This window comes from Bradyrhizobium sp. McL0615 (assembly GCF_049993905.1).
Classification (GTDB): domain Bacteria; phylum Pseudomonadota; class Alphaproteobacteria; order Rhizobiales; family Xanthobacteraceae; genus Bradyrhizobium.
This window is the reverse complement of the sequence record NZ_CP188254.1, coordinates 8,082,492-8,103,320: the sequence shown is the minus strand read 5'-3', so window position 1 is coordinate 8,103,320 and position 20,829 is coordinate 8,082,492. Positions and strand designations below refer to the sequence as shown.

General features: G+C 59.0%; 18 protein-coding genes. 10 read left to right on the top strand and 8 right to left on the bottom strand.

The features are described 5' to 3' along the window. Positions 1 to 98 precede the first annotated feature (98 nt). Positions 99 to 824: a GntR family transcriptional regulator gene (locus tag ACPPVP_RS39000; protein ID WP_426528836.1), complete on the top strand. Its 726-nt coding sequence runs from the start codon at positions 99 to 101 to the stop codon at positions 822 to 824. Positions 825 to 1,004: 180 nt separating this feature from the next. On the opposite strand, the gene ACPPVP_RS38995 is transcribed toward ACPPVP_RS39000, so the two are convergent. Further along, a complete protein-coding gene (locus tag ACPPVP_RS38995) occupies positions 1,005 to 1,523 on the bottom strand; it encodes a MarR family winged helix-turn-helix transcriptional regulator (protein ID WP_426528835.1) in 519 nt (172 codons plus the stop codon). Between the two features lie 88 nt (positions 1,524 to 1,611). Here ACPPVP_RS38995 and ACPPVP_RS38990 point away from each other — a divergent pair, with 88 nt between their 5' ends. The 5 genes from ACPPVP_RS38990 (at position 1,612) to ACPPVP_RS38970 (ending at position 7,108) form a co-directional block, all read left to right on the top strand. After that, positions 1,612 to 2,865, top strand: a complete 1,254-nt coding sequence (locus ACPPVP_RS38990; protein ID WP_426528834.1) for a thiolase family protein — start codon at positions 1,612 to 1,614, stop codon at positions 2,863 to 2,865. A 110-nt stretch (positions 2,866 to 2,975) separates the two neighbouring features. Then, positions 2,976 to 3,728, top strand: a complete 753-nt coding sequence (locus ACPPVP_RS38985) for an SDR family NAD(P)-dependent oxidoreductase (RefSeq protein ID WP_426528833.1) — start codon at positions 2,976 to 2,978, stop codon at positions 3,726 to 3,728. A 38-nt stretch (positions 3,729 to 3,766) separates the two neighbouring features. Further along, complete coding sequence (locus tag ACPPVP_RS38980; RefSeq protein ID WP_426528832.1) at positions 3,767 to 5,335, top strand: class I adenylate-forming enzyme family protein; 1,569 nt, start codon at positions 3,767 to 3,769, stop codon at positions 5,333 to 5,335. Between the two features lie 60 nt (positions 5,336 to 5,395). Continuing rightward, positions 5,396 to 6,370 (top strand): Bug family tripartite tricarboxylate transporter substrate binding protein, encoded by a 975-nt coding sequence (locus tag ACPPVP_RS38975; RefSeq protein WP_426528831.1) that lies wholly within the window; start codon positions 5,396 to 5,398, stop codon positions 6,368 to 6,370. A gap of 27 nt (positions 6,371 to 6,397) precedes the next feature. After that, positions 6,398 to 7,108, top strand: coding sequence for an RraA family protein (locus ACPPVP_RS38970; RefSeq protein WP_426528830.1), 711 nt, complete (start codon positions 6,398 to 6,400; stop codon positions 7,106 to 7,108). A 98-nt stretch (positions 7,109 to 7,206) separates the two neighbouring features. Here the strand turns inward: ACPPVP_RS38970 and dinB are convergent, their stop codons facing one another. Together dinB and ACPPVP_RS38960 are read right to left on the bottom strand one after the other, a co-directional pair. Continuing rightward, positions 7,207 to 8,247, bottom strand: coding sequence for a DNA polymerase IV (gene dinB, locus ACPPVP_RS38965; RefSeq protein ID WP_426538287.1), 1,041 nt, complete (start codon positions 8,245 to 8,247; stop codon positions 7,207 to 7,209). 62 nt (positions 8,248 to 8,309) lie between these two features. Then, positions 8,310 to 9,035, bottom strand: coding sequence for an SOS response-associated peptidase (locus ACPPVP_RS38960; protein ID WP_426528829.1), 726 nt, complete (start codon positions 9,033 to 9,035; stop codon positions 8,310 to 8,312). A gap of 136 nt (positions 9,036 to 9,171) precedes the next feature. Between ACPPVP_RS38960 and ACPPVP_RS38955 the strand changes: the two genes are divergently transcribed. Then, positions 9,172 to 11,172, top strand: a complete 2,001-nt coding sequence (locus ACPPVP_RS38955; protein ID WP_426528828.1) for an alkaline phosphatase family protein — start codon at positions 9,172 to 9,174, stop codon at positions 11,170 to 11,172. Between the two features lie 42 nt (positions 11,173 to 11,214). On the opposite strand, the gene ACPPVP_RS38950 is transcribed toward ACPPVP_RS38955, so the two are convergent. Both ACPPVP_RS38950 and ACPPVP_RS38945 read right to left on the bottom strand, forming a co-directional pair. Beyond that, the gene (locus ACPPVP_RS38950; protein WP_426528827.1) at positions 11,215 to 11,628 is read right to left on the bottom strand and encodes a hypothetical protein; all 414 of its coding nucleotides are present in this window, start codon (positions 11,626 to 11,628) and stop codon (positions 11,215 to 11,217) included. Between the two features lie 197 nt (positions 11,629 to 11,825). Further along, positions 11,826 to 13,850, bottom strand: a complete 2,025-nt coding sequence (locus tag ACPPVP_RS38945) for an AAA family ATPase (RefSeq protein WP_426528826.1) — start codon at positions 13,848 to 13,850, stop codon at positions 11,826 to 11,828. Between the two features lie 496 nt (positions 13,851 to 14,346). Here ACPPVP_RS38945 and ACPPVP_RS38940 point away from each other — a divergent pair, with 496 nt between their 5' ends. Beyond that, positions 14,347 to 15,057, top strand: a complete 711-nt coding sequence (locus ACPPVP_RS38940) for a hypothetical protein (protein WP_426528825.1) — start codon at positions 14,347 to 14,349, stop codon at positions 15,055 to 15,057. A 171-nt stretch (positions 15,058 to 15,228) separates the two neighbouring features. Here the strand turns inward: ACPPVP_RS38940 and ACPPVP_RS38935 are convergent, their stop codons facing one another. Continuing rightward, entirely contained in the window at positions 15,229 to 15,393 is a 165-nt protein-coding gene (locus ACPPVP_RS38935; protein WP_426528824.1) for a hypothetical protein, read from the bottom strand. Between the two features lie 205 nt (positions 15,394 to 15,598). On the opposite strand from ACPPVP_RS38935, the gene ACPPVP_RS38930 reads away from it, so the two are divergent. Further along, the gene (locus tag ACPPVP_RS38930) at positions 15,599 to 16,015 is read left to right on the top strand and encodes a DUF2441 domain-containing protein (RefSeq protein ID WP_426528823.1); all 417 of its coding nucleotides are present in this window, start codon (positions 15,599 to 15,601) and stop codon (positions 16,013 to 16,015) included. A gap of 503 nt (positions 16,016 to 16,518) precedes the next feature. Here the strand turns inward: ACPPVP_RS38930 and ACPPVP_RS38925 are convergent. After that, positions 16,519 to 17,307 carry an MOSC domain-containing protein gene (locus tag ACPPVP_RS38925; protein ID WP_426528822.1) on the bottom strand — a complete coding sequence of 263 codons (789 nt, stop codon included), beginning with the start codon at positions 17,305 to 17,307 and terminating at the stop codon, positions 16,519 to 16,521. 222 nt (positions 17,308 to 17,529) lie between these two features. Between ACPPVP_RS38925 and clpB the strand changes: the two genes are divergently transcribed. Further along, positions 17,530 to 20,169: an ATP-dependent chaperone ClpB gene (clpB, locus tag ACPPVP_RS38920; RefSeq protein WP_426528821.1), complete on the top strand. Its 2,640-nt coding sequence runs from the start codon at positions 17,530 to 17,532 to the stop codon at positions 20,167 to 20,169. 40 nt (positions 20,170 to 20,209) lie between these two features. Here clpB and ACPPVP_RS38915 read toward each other — a convergent pair whose 3' ends face one another. Continuing rightward, a complete protein-coding gene (locus ACPPVP_RS38915; RefSeq protein ID WP_426528820.1) occupies positions 20,210 to 20,500 on the bottom strand; it encodes a hypothetical protein in 291 nt (96 codons plus the stop codon). Positions 20,501 to 20,829: the final 329 nt, after the last annotated feature.

Here is a 20,829-nt window from a genome sequence, read left to right as displayed (position 1 = left end):
TTTGTTGGTTAGCTAAAATCAGATCATATTTTATAAGATGCGTCTAGAACCAAAATATATTATCATTCCGCACATGCTCAGTCCTATATGGTGCCTTGATGGAAAAATCTGATGAGACAGCGATCCAAGGCGCAGGCACCCTCGCCATGTCGATCTATGGCCGGCTGAGGCGCGACATCCTCACAGGCCTTTTCGAACCCGGAGAGCGCCTGCCGCTCGACACGCTTGGGGAGCGTTACGACGTCGGGCTTACGCCTTTGCGCGAGGCGCTCAACCGGCTCTCCGCCGAAGAACTGGTTTTGCGTGAAGGCAAACGAGGATTTCGCGTCGCGCCGGTGAGCAACTCCGATCTCATCGACATCGGTAACAGCCTAGCCTGGGCCGTCGACGTGGCGCTCCGCCAGTCGATTGCGCAGGGCGACGAGGCATGGGAGGAAGCAGTCGTTCTGGCGGCGCACCGCCTGCAACGGCTCGACAATCCTGCGGAGGAAACCGGTGTGGACCCGGAATGGGAGCGTCGGCATCGTGAATTTCACATGAGCCTGATCGCCGCGAGCGGGCTGCGCCGCATCAATGATTTCTTCGCCACCGTTTTCGACCGCTTCGACCGCTATATGTATCTCGGCATTGGCGCGACGTCGCGTTGGCCACGGGATGCAGCGGCTGAGCACAAGGCAATCCGCGACGCTGTATTGGCGCGCGACGCTGACCTTGCAGTTGATTTGTCGCGCGGGCACATCCAGCGCACTACAGAGATCGTCGGGGCTCTCTTGACAGCGCGCCTGGCGCGCGACAAGGCCGCGCCTACTTACTCATCTCGCTGAGGACCTGCCAGCAAGTTGGGAGCTCAGGAGAAAGTGAGCGACAAACGGCTCGCCGCAAACTGCCCCTGATGAAAGGCGTACGTCAGACATCGCGCGCCTTCCGGGCGTGCCGCTGTCTGACGTCACGTCTACCCACTTTTATAAGGCGTGGCTACAGCGCTACACCGACGCCATCGTCGCTTAGGCTCGCGTGACCTCCGCCGGGTCCAGCTTTAGTCTTTCGACCCAGTCTCGATCTTGCTGCTCCACCAGATGGCGTTGCACCTTGAGGAAGCCGGCAACCGCATCCGGTCCGCATTCTCTGTACGCTGCTTCCACCCGAGTCATTTGCCTCGCCAGTGCCTGCTCAACCAGCCGGCGTCCTTTCGCAGAAACAAAAAGCTGCCTTTGCCTTCGATCCTCGTTGCCGATCTTGGCGATCAGGAGACCCGATTTCTGAAGTAGCCGCATCGGACCATTGAGGTTTTGATGCGATACCCGCAGTGCGCTGACCATTTCTCCGACCGTCACGCCGGGAGAAAAAGCGACGAAGCTCAGGATGCGATTGTGAGTTTTGGCGAGTCCATGCGGCTCCATCGCTTCGAGCGCATCAGCTGCTAGGTTCACGTTCGCGAAGAAGTGCAGCAAGAAACCTTCAATCGCCTCCGCCCGGAGACTGACCAAGGGCAGGGGTTTGGGCATCTTGTTCGGCTTCTTCATCGCCAGAAGCTACCATTGACTGCCAAAATAGTGCAAGTATGTTGTACTATAATAAAATGTTGAAATAATTTTTCGGGAGGAGATCTGGATGGCCCGTAACGTTTACGTCGTCGGTGCCTTCACTACACAATTTAGGCGGTGGCCCGATAAATCCTTCAAGGAACTGACGCGCGAAGCTTTTCTTGGCGCGCTGAAGGATGCCGGCATGGCGTCGGGGAACGAAATCGACGCTGCCTGGTTCGGCAACTGCCTCATGCACTATTGGGGTCAGGCCGGCGCACGCGGAAACATTTGCTTCATCCCGCTGGTGCGCGAAGGGCTTTTTCCTGAACGCGCGCCGATCATCAACGTCGAAGGCGGTTGCGCGACTGGGAGCCTGGCACTCGCCGGCGCCTATAAGGAGATCAAGGCAGGCGATGCGGAATTGACGCTGGCGCTGGGTGTCGAAAAGCTGTTCGACCCGCACAATCAACCGGCGATGCTCGCGGAATTCGTTCGTGGGATGGACATGTTCGACCCGCACGAATGGATCGAGCACTACAGCGAAGTAGGTCGCGAGGTCAACAAACCGTTTGTTCAATCCCCGGACCGCACGGTTCCGATGGACACCTACGCCATGCAGGCTCGTCTCCACATGAAGCGTTATGGCACGACCGTCGAGCAGATCGCGTTTGGTGCTGCGAAGAATCACTGCAATGGAGCACTTAACGAGAACGCGCAATATCGTTTTGAAATGACGCCTGCGCAGGTACTCGCGGACAGGACGATTTCCGACCCACTGACGCGATCCATGTGCGCGCCCATCGGAGATGGCGCGGCTGCGGTCCTGCTTTGCTCAGAAGACTATTTGCGGCGTCAGCCCGCGGAAGTGCAACGTCGGGCAGTATTGATCCGCGGAATTGCGGTCACTGGCGGCAAGTATCGCGCCTACGACGAGCCTAGCCTCACGCGGACCGCCGCAGAGCGTGCCTATCGGATGGCGGGCATCGGGCCCTCCGAAATCGACGTGGCTGAAGTACACGATGCGACCTCGTTCTGCGAGATCTACCAATGCGAGATGTTGCGGTTATGCGCCGACGGCGAGGGCGGAGAATTTGTGGCGAGCGGCGCGACAAGGCTCGGCGGGACAGTGCCGATCAATACCTCCGGCGGCTTGGTCTCGAAAGGTCATCCGATCGGCGCCACCGGCCTCTCGATGTGCTTCGAGTTAACGAGGCAACTGCGTGGAGAAGCTGGGCAACGCCAGGTTGAGGATGCGCGCATTGCTGTACAGGAAAACGGGGGTGGGGTCATCGGGCTCGAAGAAGCGCTGGCTGCCGTGATCGTTTACGAACGTTCCTGATCGAACCTCGTCCTAACATTTCGGCACCTTTCTTGAGAGGGATTCATCTCATGCTGTCAACTAGCTCGGTCAGCTCGAAGCCGCAGGGTCGGCTGGCAGGAAAAACAGCCTTGATCACAGGAGCAAGCCGGGGGATTGGGCGCGCGATTGCCCTTCGGTTTGCTGAAGAGGGCTGCCATGTTGCCGTTGCGGCAACTTCCGTAACTCCTCTGGAGGAGGTTGCCGAACTTGCCAGGCAAATAGGCGTCAAGGCGAGCGTGCAAAATCTTGATGTTACCATGCGCTCGGACTGTTTCAACGCCGTTGAGAAGGTTAGAAGCGAGCTTGGCGGCCTCGACATCCTTGTGAATGCGGCTGGGATAGCGCGAACTTCAAGTTTCGTGGATTATGCGGAGGCAGACTTCCGTGCCGTCTTCGATGTGAACGTCTACGGCCCGATACATTTGATGCAAGCGGTGCTGCCCCATATGCAGCGGCGGCAGAGCGGCAAGATCGTCAATATCGCCTCGACGGCCGGAAAGTGGGCGTCCCCCAACCAGTCGGCCTACAACGCCTCCAAACATGCGCTTGTTGGACTAACGCGCTGTATCGCGCTCGAAGCGGCACCCTTCCGCATCAACGTCAACGCAATCTGCCCAGGCCTTGTTCAAACCGAAATGCTCACAAACGCATTCGGACAGTTAGCCGCCGCGAATGATAAATCGCTGGACGAGATTTTGGCTCCGATTCTTGCGCGTACCGCGATGAAACGGATACTCGACCCGTCTGAGATCGCGGCGCTTGCCGTTTATCTCGCTTCGTCAGAATCCGACGGCATGACGGGACAGTCAATCGTCATCGATTCCGGAATGCTTTTCATCTGAATCGAGGCCATGTCAGGTGGCCGAGGGAGGATCGTGCAATGAGGTTCGTCGACTACTTCCGTAAAGGTCTGATGCGCGGTCCGGACCGACTCATGCTGATCGGAGAGGAGCGGAGCTATACCCACCGACAGGTAGACGACCTGTCTTCGGGTATTGCGGTGGCATTGGCGGCGTCTGGGATCGGTGATGGACACAAGGCTGCGGTGTTTACCCCGAATGATCCGCTCGCGTTCGTTTCACTGCTCGGAATTGTCCGAGCAGGAGCAACCTGGGCTCCCCTGAATGTTCGCAATGGCTTTGATGTCAACTCGGCCTTCTTGGCCTTCATAGAGTGCGATTGCCTCTTCTATCATAGCTCTCTTGAGGATGAGGTTGAGGGGCTGGCGGCGGCCGTTCCCTCATTGAGGGTGTTCGTGTGCATCGATGCGGAGGGACGCGGCGGTCGGCTATCCCTAACCGAATTTCTCGGTCGGGGGACGGGTAATGAGCCGGAAGTGCCGGACGATCCCGATCGAATCGTCACGATCGTGTCGACGGGCGGGACGACGGGGGTTCCCAAAGGAGTGCAGCACACACAGCGCACCTGGGAGCATGCGACATTCGCGTTCTGGACAACCATGGGAACTGAGGACCCCATCATCCACCTGGCTGCCGCGCCGCTCAGTCATGGAGCCGGCGCACTCGCCCTCATGATGCTCGGCGGCGGGGCGACCACGGTGGTGCTGCGCAAGGCCGATCCGCTGTCGATCATCCGGGCGATCGAAACGCACCGCGTCACTCACATGTACCTTCCGCCGACGGTGCTCTACATGATGCTCGCGCACCCGGACGTCGAGAAATTCGACTACTCATCACTCAGATATTTCAGTCTTGCCGCTGCCCCTGTCGCGCCGCAAAAACTTCGCGAGGCGTTGCGTGTGTTTGGTCCGGCAATGTGTCAGTCCTTTGGGCAGACCGAAGCACCGCAGCTATGCACCTTTCTCTCCCCCAAGGAAGTCCAGTCCGCCGATCCGGACGGTCACTCGAATCGTTTGAGCAGCTGCGGTCGCGCAACCCTTGGTGTTCGTGTGGAGGTAATGGACGATGATGGCCGCATACTGTCCGAAGGACAACGAGGCGAAATCGTCGTCCGAGGTGGGCTGCTGTTTGCCGGCTATTACAACAATCTTCGGCAAACTGAGGAAACGCTGAAGGAAGGGTGGCTGCACACCGGCGACGTCGGCTATCGCGACGACGACGGATTTTTCTACATCGTCGATCGCAAGAAGGACATGATCATAACCGGCGGCTTCAACGTCTACAGCGCCGAAGTTGAACAAGTGGTCCTGTCGCATCACGCCGTTCGGGATTGTGCCGTTGTTGGCGTCCCGGACCCGAAATGGGGTGAGGCTATCAAGGCTGTTGTAGAACTGAAGGACCTCCAAAATGCTCCCCGAGACGAAATCGAAAAAGAGATCATCGAGGTGGTCAGGGAAAGGCTGGGTGGCGTGCATGCGCCGAAATCTGTTGAATTCTGGCCGGAACTCCCTCGCAGCCCAAATGGAAAAATCTTGAAGCGGGAGATCCGCTCGACTTTTTGGGTTGGGCAGGCACGCGCGGTAGGATAATTGCGCGGAGCCCCGATCCCATCATTCAGTTTTGAAGGCACAAGATCCAGGGGACAAAATATGAAATCGATCGCGGGTCTCTTCCTATCTAGCGCGCTGCTCATTGGATGCTGCGCCTCCGCAGGCGCGGCCGACGTGTATCCATCCCGGCTTGTCAAATTTCTTGTGCCCCAGGCGCCGGGAGGCGCCACGGACGTGTTCGCACGCAAGATGGCCCAACTCCTGAGCGAGCGATGGGGCCAACCTATCATCGTTGAAAATCGAGCAGGTGCTGCCGGCGTCGTTGGGACGGAAGCCGTGGCGAGAGCGGCGCCGGACGGCTACACGTTGCTAGTGACCTATGCAGGCTCCCAAGCGGTGAATCCGAGCTTGTATCCAAACCTCACATTCGACTCCGTCAAGGATTTTCAAACCGTAGCGACCATTGCCAGCACGCCTTTCATCTTCATCGCAAACGCGAAGCTGCCGGTCAAAACATTGCAGGACTTCGTCGCGCTTGCCCGGCAAAAGCCTGGGGCGCTGACCTTTGCGTCTTCGGGCAACGGCTCCATCAATCAGTTGCTGGGGGAAATGCTCAAGCTGGAAGCCGGCATCGATATTCTCCACGTACCCTATCGAGGAGTTGCGCCGGCACTGACCGACGTGATTGCAGGGCACGTCGACACGGCATTCAGCAGCACTCCTTCCGTGCTCGGGCTGATCAAGGAAGGGCAGGTGCGAGCCCTTGCCGTAAGCAGTGCCACCCGTGTCAACGTCGCGCCCGAAATACCTGCTATCGCGGAGAGCGGGTATTCCGGATTTGACGTGAACCCTTGGTGGGGCATTCTCGCTCCCTCCGAGATCGACCCCGCGATCGCGAAGAAGATCAATGCGGATGTAAACGATCTTCTCAGCTCTGATTCGATGAAAAGCTTCCTTGCGGCACAAGGAGCGGAGCCGCTGATCACCTCGCCAGAACAATTTTCGGAGATGCTCAAGAGGGATGTGGCGAACTGGGCGAAGGTCATCAAGGCCGCAGATATCCATTTGAACTGAAAGACCACTCTATTTCCGGAGGTCACCATGGATGACGCTGTGTATCTCAAGCTTTCGAGACCGCACCCGGATATGGTTGCGCGGGTCTCCCGGATAGCCGTCTCCGATCTCTACGAAGCGCTGCCCGCGGACGAGCGCGACGGGGCTGTCATGAATTCACGGATACGTCCATTGCTGCCGGGAATCCGTATCGCAGGTCCGGCGGTCACCGCGCGATGCGCGCCAAATGATAATTTGATGATGCATAAAGCGCTGCTACTCGCACAACGAGGAGATGTTTTGGTCGTCGATGGTGGGGAACCGTCAGGCGCGCAATGGGGGTATTTGGCTGCGGTGTACGCGAATAAAAAGGAACTCGCCGGTGTGGTGATCGACGGCTGCATACGCGACGCCGACGAACTCGTTGCCTGCCGCTCCCCGGTATGGTTCAAGGAAATCTCGCCCTCCCATCCCACAAAAAAGGGGCCTGGCACGGTAAACGTACCGGTGCAATGCGGCGGCGTTCGGGTACAGCCAGGCGACCTGGTATGCGCTGACGGCGATGGGGTTCTTGTCATTCCGCAACGCCTTTTGGAGGCGACAATTTTTGCAGCCGAAGCTCGCGCAAAAGAAGAAGCCGCAGCGGTCAAGGCTATCGAGGCAGGACAGTCGTTATTCGAAATACATGGTTTGGAGAGTGCTCTCCAAGTAAGTGGCGTTAAGGTGAGTGACAGCACTTGGATGGAGGGGCGAAACTGAGCTGCGGAAGCTTGAAATCGATACGCACAGGAGCCTAACCGCGATCTCTCGGCGCCAGCGCGTCCGGCTCCCGCTCCGGACCAAATAACCTCGAGACCCTATAGCTCCAGCGCTATTTGCACCGGAGGGTCGAACGCCTCGGTACCGAAGCCGGAAATCGATACGCCCAACAGCCTCACCGCCTTCTCGATTGGGAAGAGGGCCTTCAGCAGTTCGACCGAAGCCGTCTCGAGTTCGCCACGGCTGCCGACGGCGCCGGCGACGGTTCTGCTGCGCGAGATCAGTTCGAAGTCGGCAAACTTGATCTTCAGCGTCACGGTCCGGCCGCGAGACTCCTTGTCCTCACAATTCCGCCAGACTTTGTCGATCAGAGGCTGCAATTCGGCGGCCATCGCGTCGAACTCGGTCAGATCGCTGGAGAACGTGTTTTCGGCACCGATGGATTTTCGGACGCGGTTGGCGCGAACCTCGCGGTTATCGACGCCTCTCGATATCCAATAGTAGTACCCGCCCGCTTTGCCGAAGTTCGCCTGCATGAACTCGAGCGCCTGGTTGCGCATGTCGAGGCCGGTGCGGATTCCGAGCGAGTTCATCTTCGCGCTGGTCGCCGGTCCAATGCCATGGAATTTTCCGACAGGCAGCGCTTCAACGAACGCCGGTCCCATCTCGGGCGTTATGACGTACTGTCCGTTCGGCTTGCGGTGGTCGGAGGCGAGCTTCGCCAGAAACTTGTTATAGGAGATGCCGGCTGAGGCGTTGAGACCGGTCACCTCCTTGATCTTGGCGCGGATCGCGAGCGCGACGTCGCGCGCGAAGGGGATGTTCTGCAGGTTTTCGGTCACGTCGAGATAGGCCTCGTCCAGCGACAGCGGTTCGATGATTGGCGTGTGCTCGGCGAAGATCTCACGGATCTGCTGCGAAACCGCCCTGTAGACCTCGAAGCGCGGCTTCACGAATATCAGATTCGGACACTGTCGCCTTGCTGTCACCGACGGCATCGCAGATCGCACGCCGAACTTGCGAGCTTCGTAGCTCGCGGCCGCCACGACGCCGCGTTCGCGGGATCCGCCGACGGCGACAGGCTTGCCGCGGAGCTGCGGATTGTCGCGCTGCTCGACGGAGGCGTAGAAGGCATCCATGTCGACGTGGATGATCTTCCGCTGGCGGGGTGGGTCGGCCGCCTGGTCGTTGTCGTCGCTGGTCACGCCGCCGGTCCGGCCGGATCTTCCTTCACGCCGCGAGCGACGATCCGGAGCGAACCGTCCGGGAGGGGTCGCTGCAGCTTGAGGGCCTCGTCCGGAGGTGCCGTCATCCAGGCCTCGACCTCTTCCGGGGTCGTCAGGATCACCGGCATTGCCTTCGGATGGACGGCGCCGACCTCGGAGTTCGGCTCCGTCGTGAGGAACGCAAAGATGTCGTTGGTGGTCTCACCCTCCTTGACCTTCCGGACCGAGGTCCAGTTGGTCCAGATGCCGGCGAAGCACGCGAGGGGGCGGGTTTCGTCCAGCGCGAACCAGATGTCGCCACCCTCGGCCTTGTTGAACTCGCTGAACGAGTTGAATGGCACCACGCAGCGATGCTCTGGACCGAGCCATCTCGTCCAGTGCTTACTCTTCACGTTGCGGATATTGGTCGTGCCGCCGTCCGGTTCCATCCGCAGGAGTTGCTTGAAATCGATGGATTTGCCTTTGGCCTCGAGTTTCGTCGCACGCCTCTTGGTCGCGTCCATCAACGCGTGCTGGGAGGACGGCATGCCCCATCGCGCGGTGGCGAGTTCGCGGCCTTCGGCGCCGTTGCGCACGATCGGCGCTGGGTAGTCCGGAAACACGCCCGGCATCGGCGCGAGGTTGCCGACATAGCGGTTGACGACGCGGAACAGGGCGGCGATGGCGGCTTGGTTGGTGGTGATTGAATACAAGTTGCACATGGGTCGCGATGTTCTCACAAGGCGGCGACGAACGGGCTACTAGTCTGTCGCGCGGTACTTTCGGTTGGTAGGTTGCTCATCCTCAATTCAGGGTATATGGTACTTTCATTCCTCATGCTTGCTTGGGGAGTGCCACATGGAACCTGTGACGCTGTATGAAGGCGTTAACTTCGCCGGACAGCCTGTAGGCATTGGCGAAGGTAGCACCCGTTTCCCCACCGCTCCCCAGTTCAATGATCGTGCCTCATCGGTTCGTGTAGCGCCTGGCTATGCTGCCGTACTCTATGAGCATGCAAATGAATTCGGGGGCTATGGGTTGTCAGTGGACCTGCTTGAAGATTGCCCGGACCTTACGGTTTACGGCTTTGACAAGATGGTTTCGTACATTCGGGTCTTCCGGACCGAACGGCAAGGCAGCTTTGTGTATGTGCGCGGCAGCATGAGCAGCGGGACCTACGTTGCCGGGCATTGGGAAAGAAAGCGCGCCGATGGATCGCTTGTACCTGCGGTCGGCGCTGTCGCCGTTGTTGGGCCCTCACTCCCGCCTCCTACCGTGCTTGAGTCGCACACCGACTCAATTGAAATTCGAGTTCACACAGGCGGAGGAGGTGGAGGAGGAGGCGTCTCGGTCACCGGGACCGTTGAGCACCTCTTCGTCCTGATGCTGGAGAACCGGTCCTTTGACCACATGCTCGGACTCTCAGGTATCACGGGTCCGGATGCGCAAACGGGAGCGCAAACCGCGATCGATGGCCTTAGTGGGACGGAGTCCAACTCTTACAACGGAAGAACTTTCACAGTCTCCCGAGGCGCTCCTGACGTGGCGTTACATGATCCGGGGCATGGATTCACATCTGTGCTTATACAACTCTGTGGAGAGGGCGCCCGCTATGAGAGCGGCAACACATATCCCGCCATCAACAACTCAGGATTTGTATTCGACTACGCTCGGCAGCACCCAGATACTCCAGACGAGGCAATGAAATGCTTCACCCCTGAGCAGGTTCCTGTCATCACCGCCCTCGCGCGGGAGTTTGTCGTGTGCGACCGCTGGTTCTGCTCAATGCCCGGCCCAACGGAGCCGAATCGTTGGTTCGTTCACGCCGGGACGGCGGGGAACCGTGACGACAACCTTTCAAAACGGGAATACGCTGATGGCATGGCGCTTCCGTGGGGAGGGGTTGAATTCGAGAACGGGTCAATCTTCAGCCATCTAAAAAAGGCGGGGGTCAAATATCGCATCTATGCATGCGATGAATTCCCGAATGTTGCGTTACTTGACGGCGTAAGCCGGACGTTCGATATCGACGATTTTGATGACTTCGCGGAGGATGTAGCGTCAGCATCCTACGATGCGGCATATACATTCATCGAACCCAGTTATGATGTCTTCCGGAAGTACAAGGGTGGCAATTCGCAGCACCCGCTTGCAAGTGCAAAGGCAGGTGAACTGCTTATAATGCGCACCTACGAGGCACTCAGGAAGTCGCCGATCTGGGCGAGTAGCATGCTCGTAGTTACGTATGACGAACATGGCGGGTTCTACGATCACGTCGCTCCGCCTCCCGCGCGTGCAACCGGATCGAAGGGTCGCGCCAGCGGGTTCATGTTCGATCAACTCGGCCCGCGGGTTCCAGCGGTGATCGTCTCTCCGCTGATCCCCAAGAACCTGATCGACCATCGCGTTTACGAACACTCATCCGTAATTGCCACCCTGATCAACCTCTTCAATCTCGAGCCTCTGACTCCGAGGACCTCGTCGAGTTCGAATTTTAGGCATTTGGTAAGTCTGAGTGTCCCGCGCGACGACGCTCCCTTGACGTTGCCCGACCCGATGGCCGGAATGATGACAAGAAGCATCAAGCTGACTGTTGCGGATACGGTAGCCGACAAACCCAATGCTCCCTTGGAGGACGATCCAACAGGAATGATTGATGAGGTTGTTCAGTCAGGCCTTGTCCAGCATATCGAAGTGACGCCTCCGTCTGAACATCCAGCCATCCGCGAGAGGGTCAAGTCACTCAGGACGCATGGTGATGCGCTTGAGTATTTGAAAGAGGTCGCCGATCTCGTGAAACTGGCCCGACAGAAGGCCGGCGTTCGACGAAGCCCGACCGTAAGGCGCGCCCTAGGGTGATCAGTGACGCCGTCATTGCATGTCACGAGTCTTCTCGGACTTTCAGTCACGTCCAGGCCACCACGTTGATGGAGGATCATCGGCTGCAATCCTCGCCCGTCGTAGCGCTGTCAAATGGCTACGCTTGAAGGGCCGTCCTTGAAGCCGGGAGCAATCCTTGCACCGCATGTAACGCTCCAGTTCATGAATTGGCGTCGCCTTCCGTCGCCGCACGATGTCGAGCGCGACAGTCTGGTGCGTGTTGCAGCCAAGGCATTTCACTTCGAGATAGCCATAGCCGGCGTTGATCGCATCGCCCAGCGCCGGAGATGGCTGCGCCGGCCCCTGAAAGCCGAGCATGCGCTTGTTCCATGCTTCGACGGCCAGACGGTCGGCTTCCTTGCGGGCTTCCGCCGCGCGCGCCGCAGCCGCCCGGATCGACGCGCCGTAAATGCTTTCCCGCGACTTGGTGCCCATCGCCTATCAAAGCCGGTCGCCGGGCCTGGCGCAAATCGCTCAATGGCTGGTAGTCGGCCGATGCGCGAAGTACGGTAGATTGTGGGTGTGGATAGTCAGGTGTGCGCACATGCGCTACCGACACACCGAAAGACGGCGAGCGCTCGACTGCGACGAGGCGTATCACGGTCGCTGGCGGCAGGCTCCTGCGCCAGCTTCTACTGGAATGGTTTGCGGCCCGCTGCTTTGTGTTTCTCATAGCGGGAATTCACCTCCTTGATGAGTCGCTCGAACCGCTCAATGCTCGGCGCAGTCAAAACCTTAGATGGGTCTTTTCCCATCTGAACCATGAACTCACGTGCCGGGCGGGATTTGAAGAAATTAATTCCCACTGTCGAAAATGCTTCCTCATATCGCTTCACGATGCGCGGAATCTTGACGTTTAGGTTGAGGGTCTTTCCTTTTAGCTCTTCTGCAAATGTTCTCTTGACCAGCTCCGCGTAGACCGTCGGCGCGATTATATCCTCAATATCGGCTTCAGCGGGAGGGGTAGCGAACGCGGCGGAGGTAAACAACACCGAGGTCCCGCGCAAGATCTTAGATTTTACGAGTTCATCCCGTTGATCGTGCCCTGCCTTGTCATCATCTAAGAGAACGATCACGTCTAACTCTTGCGAGGCCAACAGAGATGTCATGTAGCTCACCTTGCCAGCACCTCCGGCAGGCGTCAGTACCATCTGCTCAACTAAAGGAGCCTTTCCGGATTCGCGAAGGTAATCATTGACAGAAGAGAGAATCCAAAAGTCCGTGACGCCTTCGACGACCAAATTAGCCGTACCGACGAATAGTGTCTGCGAGAGGTTGTAACCCAACGCCGCCTGGAGCGGGAAAAGGGTACGTGCGTCGCCGCTTGGGTCTTTAGTGACTTCGGTGCCTTTGTCCGAAATGTTGACAGTGCGGACGATTTCAATCGTGTCCGGAGGGATCATGAACGGCGAGTGCGTCGTGTAGATGATCTGATTCTTGTAGTCAGAACGGAAGTGGCTGAGCAAATCCTCCTGCGAACGCGCGTGAAGATAAAGACCAGGCTCATCGAGCAGTAGGACCGCGTTGCTCGCTGCGCCTCCCTGAGTATCGGCCGAGAAAGTGACATAGAAGGAAAAGAACCACCGGAATCCACGACTGCGCTCATCGAGATTTACCTCAACGGGGTAGTCGGCATTTTCATCGTAAACCAACGTATCGAGGTGCGGTCCGTCAGCGGAAAAACGGACGGTAAGTTTTCGGTCTTTCCATAACCTACGCATTTCTTGTGTGATGAGCGCGCTGGCCCTGCTCAGAAGTGTCTGGCGCTTCTCGTGGTCATTCTGAAGAGAGTTGATCTCTTTTGCGTCAAATCCCGCCACCTTTGCGAGCCTCGCAAAATTTTTCTCCGCTTCGGTCATTGGCTGGTTGTCGTCGCGTCGCTTCACATACTCAGCAAGGTTCTGGTGCCCCGATAGCTCGGGAAAATCTGCTATGTAGATGAAGGTTGGGACCCACCCAAGAACAAGCGCCTTTGCTTTTCCTTGCGCCTCTTCGAATGTGGAGAGCTTCGTTGCCAGCTCTTCGAGTTCAGCGAGCAATGCATCGGGTGCTTCGTCAAGAGTGACCCCGCCAATGCCAATCGCGCCGCGAAGGGCATTGCACGCCTGCACAACCGCTTGACCCCACGCACGCGTATCGTCTTGTTTGTTGACGGCGTCGGTGACCGCGTTGATAGCGGCCTTAGCTGGCCCAAGATGAGGCTCTGGAATATTCGAGACGACCCCATCGATGACAGGCGTTACACGGCGAACAAGGCTCGCTACTTTCTTCGGGTCAAGCATTGGCGGTTTGACGCCTACTAAATCCACCGAGCTTTGTTTCGCGTTGTACTTGCGGATGATGTGGACCTGTTTGACAGGGCTATGATCCGGAAGAACCTTAGAAAGTTCTTGTGTCTGCGCCGCGTCAAGCTGCCAGATTGTGTTGACGACGACGGTTTCTGGAAGGCACTCATTAAGATGTCGCCCGCGGGGGAAATTCTTGACCGGATCGAGGTCTTTTTGCCCACCAATGGGATTGACGGTCTCAAGTGCGAGCAACAGGTTTGATTTGCCGCTCTCGTTTCGGCCAACGAGAGCTGTAAGCTCTTCGACCGGAATGTTTCCGCTTGATGCAACCGACCGAAAGTTCTCAACGGAAAAATTGCTAAGTTTCAAGGTCTTCCCCCATGGTGGCCCTCCCTCTTCTTGCGAATCGGGAGCCTACACGATGGCACAATGCAGGGTAGCAATACGAGGATCGGGATGCTTGTCCCGGATATTCACAGGACGGCCAGCCTCGAAGCATTTTCCTCTCCCGCCAGATTCGGATTCAATCGCGACAGCCGCTATCGCGCCGGCCGCTTCGATCGCTGGATCAAGGTGAAGAACCGGGCGCATCCCGCCATGGATCGGGTGAAGGATGCACTTGTGAAGCGTCAGGGGCACCCCCGATGAGCGCAAATACACAAGGCAGTAGAGACCTAAGCAGTCAGCGCTATAGGTGGATGCCATTCCGCGACGCATCTTATGTTAGACTACTCCGGCACCGATCGGCATTCGAATGCCGGTGCGGCGAGCGCCAATAAGCCGCCAAATCGGAAGCGCGACTGGCCTTCTTGCAAGTTCTTCGCTGACCGTGGCGGCCTTGGTTTTCTTGGTCAGGAGTAGGTCCATGCCACAACAAATCGACATCATCTTTAATGGGCCGCCGTCGGCGACAACGCGCCCCGAGCTTATCGGTGTCAAGAACGCAGAGGAGAGGACATGGATTGAGCGCCCCGATGGCTCTTGGGCGCTGAGAGTTGGCGTCGACGGGACCGAACTAACCAAATACGCCGCGCATGCTCCGGTTTTTGCGCAGGTAACTGCCTTTTTGACGCAGATCACGCAAACCGTGGTTGTCTATGTCACGATTACTGGGGGCGCCTGGGCCGTGGTCTCGTCCAATACAATTGGGGCCAGCACCACTACGCTGCTCAGCATCCTTGCGCTTCACATTGTGCTCTCAGTTGGCACCGCTCTAGGATTGAAAGGGGTTGGTAACAATTTTGTCCAACGACTCGACTTCTTACGGCAGCTTGGATTGGAATATTGGCCACGCATCGAAGAAATGGGCAAAAACGCTTGGAAGAAGGGGGAGCCACGAGTAAGCCTGCGGCAACAACGCTTTTGGTTTTGGGTGCCGATCCTCGCCGCGCTCGTGAGCATTTGGTTGATGCTCGATATCTTGAGCGATAGCAGCAAGCGCGACGAAATCTGCCTAAAGGCTTCGCTTGCACTCGCTTTCCCGGATTCGTCTCCTATTGACCGGGTAGCATTCGACCGCGCACGATACCTTTTCGACAAGGCGGGATGTGAAGTTACCAACATTAAACTCCGTTGAAAATCGGTCGCGCTTAGCGAGGCAGCCGTGACTGGCAAAGTCACTCCTGAAATCAGGAGTGCCATTGGCTTGAATTATGGCAGGAGTGTCTGGTGATTTCACCTGACACTCGCTTGTGGCACGCGGTCTTGCGACTCCCAAGGGCTGGGTCTCTCCTAGGCGCGCGGCCCGCTAGCCGGCCCCCATCCGCGCCGGCTTGAAGTTCAGCCGCACCTCCTCGCCGCGCTTTCCGCACGCCTCGCAGGTGAACCCTGGTTCGATGTCGGACAGCCGCACATCGTCCACCCATTGGTCCGCGTTGATCTCGACGTGGTGGCTGCATCGATGATCCAGCACGTCGCGGACGCCGGAGGCGCATTTCGCCGAAAGTGATTTTCTGAGGATAGGTCGTCACGTCGTCTGCCAAAGGATATCTCTGCGACCGCCCGCATCGTAAACGGTCGTTCGTGCCGCCGCAGTTGGATGGCGCACGAACGAAGGGGCAGGAATGAGAAAGTTGTATCACGTCAGCAACGGTGACTGAAAACCTGGCGACAGCATCGTGCCCGGGAATTGGGGAAAGCGAACCCGGGAATTCGGCAAAGGGGTAGGTTTTCGCGGCTATGGCAATGTCAGCGACGCCGTAAACATAGGTTGGGAAATCGCGCTCGAAGCAACGAGACAGTTGACCGCTCCTGATGCACCAAGCCGAATGGAGTGCGTTTTCTGCACCGAGGACATTGCAAGCGCGAAGACGTTTCGCGATCGGTTTGCAAACAGCGGAAGCATCTACCAAGTGGAGGTCGAGGATGCCGTGAGCATGCACACCGGCAACTACGACGCACTGACTGACGGCTCACAAGGTGCGTCGATCGACACAAACGTCGCTACCGCGAAATCATACTGGACCGACGCACCTACAGGCATCAGGGAAATTCTCGTTGGCGGCAGCGTAAAGGTCTCACACAAAATCGAATAGGAAGCTCTGAGGTTGTCGTAGCCACCGCCTCCAAAAGTATCTCTCGCCCCAGCAAATGAAAAAGTATAGGTCTGCGGTAAGGTCAAGCTGCAGACAATTGCCTGAAATCACAATAAATTCAATAAGTTAATCGATTTTTGCGCGAGACCGCGGGTGCAGCAAGCACCCGGCATTCCCTGCTCCCTCTCGTTTGAGGGATAAGGAATTTCAGCAAGCCTCGGGCGCAATGCGTCGCGAGAACGCAGACGCATACTCAGTTGTCGTCACCCGCCTTGTGCGCGCTTGCGCACTGGGGCGGGTGACCCAGTATCCCAGAGACCTCAATGATTGAACCGATAGGCCGCAGCGTACTGGATGCCCCGCCTTCGCGGGGCATGACGGTCGTTGTGGCTACTGTATTTCACCGTTATTGCGAGCGAAGCGAAGCAACCCATGTCTCAGCAAGCGGGAAAATGGATTGCTTCGCTTCGCTCGCAATGACGGGGAAAGGCCCCCGAGTCGAACTACAACAAGTCCGGCTGCTCCGCCGCGATCGTGTCGCCGGCGCTGATCGTGCCGCCCTCGATCACCTCGGCATAGATCCCGCAATCGCCATGCCCGAGCCGGCGCTGCAGCGCCTGGGGAATCGCGAGGTCGCGCTGGGCGGTATCCGGATCGACATTGACGGCGGCGCAGCGGACGATGCGTTTCACCACCTTCAGCCTGATATCGCCGATCGAAAGCGTCTGGTCGAGGAGGTCGAATTCGTGCCAGGCCGGCCAGCCCTCGACATAGAGGTTGGCGCGGAAGCGAAGCGGATGGACCGGCGCTCCCACCATGTTCTCGATGGCGCGGACGCTGGCGAGATTGATGATGGAGACGACCTTGCGGGCGACATCCGAAAAACTGTGGCCGGGGCTTTCGAGCACCTTCGGCGGTCCCTTGATCAAGTCGGGAAACGTCGAGGCGAAGAAGGTCTCAATTGTCCGCCGGCCCTCGGGCGTTGCGAGATTGCCCTGGGCCACGATCTGGCCGTTGTGGTTAATCGAGAGAACGCTGGTCGCATCGTTGAATTGGCTGCGCAGGCCGGCCAGCCATTCGTCCCGCATCAGCATCAGGAAGTGCGGTTTCGGCAGCCATTTTGGTTCCGCCGGGTCTAAGCCCGACGGGCCGTTTTCGATCGCGTAGCGGCGGTCGGCGAGGAGCGTCTGGCCGGGCCTGAGTTCGGCGCGGCTGAGCTGCTCCGGGGTCAGGCCCTTGACGGGGTAGCGATAGATTCCGGTAATTCGGGCAGGCGGGGCTGTGTCAGGCATGCGGCTTAGTAAGGGATTCCGGCGAGCCACGCCACTGCTCGCGAATTTGTGACCGCACCTCTTCCGTTTTGCGCGGCGATGCCCACATTTGCGTCAAGCCTGCAAACAGGGCGACGACCCGCGGCCGATTGAGAAATATCAATGGGTCCGCGGATACCCCAATGAAGATGCCGTAATCATGCCTCAGGGGTGGGGACGGCAGGCCGAGGGAAAGCAAACGATATGAATATTGAAAAATACACCGAGCGGGCGCGCGGCTTCATCCAGTCTGGGCAATCGCTTGCCGTGCGCGACGGACATCAGCAGTTTTCGTCGCTGCATATGCTTAAAGTTCTGCTGGATGACAGCGAGGGGCTGGCCGGCGGCCTGATCGACCGCGCCGGCGGTAATTCCCGCGCCATTCTCAAGGCGACCGAGGACGCGCTCAAGAAGTTGCCAAAGGTCTCGGGAAGCGGCGCCGGGCAGATCTATCTCGCCCCCGATATGGCGCGCGCCTTCGATGCCGCGGAAAAGGCAGCCGAGAAGGCCGGCGACAGCTTTGTCACGGTTGAGCGATTGCTGCTTGGGCTGACGCTCGAGAAGGGCAATGAGGCCGGCAGCATTCTGGCTAAGGGTGGCGTCACGCCGCAAAACCTCAATTCGGCGATCGAAGCGCTGCGCAAGGGCCGGACCGCCGATAACGCGACGGCCGAAAATGCCTATGACGCGCTGAAGAAATATGCCCGCGACCTGACGCAGGCCGCGCGCGACGGCAAGCTCGACCCCGTGATCGGCCGCGACGAGGAAATCCGCCGCACCATCCAGGTGCTCTCCCGCCGCACCAAGAACAACCCCGTGCTGATCGGCGAGCCCGGCGTCGGCAAGACCGCCATCGTCGAGGGCCTGGCGCTGCGCATCCTCAATGGCGACGTGCCGGAAAGCCTGAAAGACAAGAAGCTCCTCTCGCTCGACATGGGCGCCCTGATTGCGGGCGCCAAATACCGCGGCGAGTTCGAGGAGCGGCTGAAGGCCGTGCTGCAGGAAGTCACCACCGCCGAAGGCTCGATCATCCTGTTCATCGACGAGATGCACACGCTGGTCGGCGCCGGCAAGGCCGACGGCGCGATGGACGCGTCCAACCTGCTGAAGCCCGCATTGGCCCGGGGCGAACTGCATTGCATCGGCGCCACCACGCTCGACGAATACCGCAAGCATGTCGAAAAGGACGCCGCGCTGGCGCGGCGCTTCCAGCCGGTGTTCGTCTCCGAGCCGACGGTCGAGGACACGATCTCGATCCTGCGCGGCCTGAAGGATAAATACGAGCAGCATCACGGCGTTCGGATCACCGATTCCGCGCTGGTGGCCGCGACCACGCTGTCGAACCGCTACATCACCGACCGTTTCCTGCCCGACAAGGCGATCGACCTGATGGACGAGGCTTCGGCGCGGCTGAAGATGCAGGTCGATTCCAAGCCCGAAGAGCTCGATTTGATGGATCGGGAAATCATCCGGCTGAAGATCGAGCAGGAGGCGCTGAAGAAGGAAACCGATATCGGCTCCAAAAGCCGCCTGCAGGCGCTGGAAAAGGAACTGGCCGACCTCGAGGAGAAGTCGGCGGCGCTGACGGCGCGCTGGAGCGCGGAGAAGAACAAGCTCTCCGATGCGCAGAAGTTGAAAAGCGAGCTTGATGCCTTGCGCATCGAGCTGGCGAACGCGCAACGCCGCGGTGAATTCCAGCGCGCGGGCGAACTCGCCTATGGCAAGATTCCGGAACTGGAGAAGAAGCTCGAATCCATCGAGGCCAACGAAAACCCCGGCGAGATGATGGAGGAGGCGGTGACCGCCAACCACATCGCGCAGGTGGTGTCGCGCTGGACCGGCGTTCCCGTCGACAAGATGCTGGAAGGCGAAAAGGACAAGTTGCTGAAGATGGAGGACCAGCTCGGCCGGCGCGTGGTCGGCCAGGCCGAAGCCGTGCGTGCCGTGGCGACCGCCGTGCGCCGTTCGCGCGCCGGCCTGCAGGACCCGAACCGCCCGATGGGCTCGTTCATGTTCTTGGGTCCGACCGGCGTCGGAAAGACTGAGCTGACAAAAGCGCTGGCGGAGTATCTGTTCAACGACGAGACCGCGATGGTCCGCCTCGACATGTCCGAATACATGGAGAAGCATTCGGTGTCGCGGCTGATCGGCGCGCCTCCCGGCTATGTCGGCTATGACGAGGGCGGGGCGCTCACCGAAGCGGTGCGGCGCAGGCCCTATCAGGTCGTGCTGTTCGACGAGATCGAAAAGGCGCATCCCGACGTCTTCAACGTACTGCTGCAGGTGCTCGACGACGGCCGCCTGACCGACGGCCAGGGCCGTACCGTCGACTTCCGCAACACGCTGATCATCATGACTTCGAACCTCGGTTCGGAATTCTTGGTGAACCAGCCGGAGGGCGAGGATACCTCAGCGGTGCGCGAGCAGGTGATGGGGATGGTGCGGGCGCATTTCCGGCCCGAATTCCTCAACCGCGTCGACGAGATCATCCTGTTCCACCGCCTGCAGAAGAGCGAGATGGGCCGGATCGTCGAGATCCAGTTCACGCGCCTGCAGAAGCTGCTGGAGGATCGCAAGATCACGCTGACGCTGGATGCCGCGGCGCGTGACTGGCTCGCCGCAAAGGGCTGGGACCCCGCCTATGGCGCGAGGCCTTTGAAGCGGGTGATCCAGCGCCATCTGCAGGATCCGATGGCCGAGATGATCCTCGCCGGCGAAATCGCCGACGGCGATCATGTCGTGATCTCGAGCGAAGGCAACGTGCTGACCTTCAACGGCCAAGCGCCGCAGACCGCCGAGATCGCGCAGTTCGAAACGCCGGTGCCGAAGCGTAAGCTGAACTGACCTAAATGATTCGCTCCGGCGCGCGCCGCGCCGGAGCATCTTACCCTTGGATGATGGAAGGCCCTGTGGAAAACCCGGCCTCGTGGTCATCGTCATCATCCGGCTCGAGTTCGGCGAGAATATCGACGAGCTCGCGAGCCCGCCCCGTCGCCAGCGGCCTGCCTGAATTCACCATCGGCTCATCATTGGTCATCCAGGCCCGGGCCTCGGCCAACTCCTCAGCGGTCGCACCGGTAGCGATGATCTGGGCGATGGTCACATCGTCGACAGCACCGATCGCCTTGATGACGTCGTCGCGGGTAATGCGCAGAGATCCTGACAGGCTTGCCATGACACTCCTCCATCGAGGGCTTGCCAATCACTTCAAACAGTCCACCCCCATTCCGTTCCGCCGCCGCTCGTGAAAGTTGGAGGCGGTGGGAATGGAAAACGCGATGCGTTGATGCTCGGACAGGGCATCCCCCGATACCGCAATCCCGCTGTGTGTGAGGTTGCCGCACGGGAAAAGGGTGTTGTGGAAAAGCCGCACGCATCGCGTCATCTCGCCTTGAGTGTAAGATTCTTCTTGAACAACTTCGCACCTCGTCGCCACAATCCCGAAGGCCTTGCGGGCAGCGTGCGATGCGTGCGGGTATCGTCGGAGCCGGCGTTGGTTTGGAC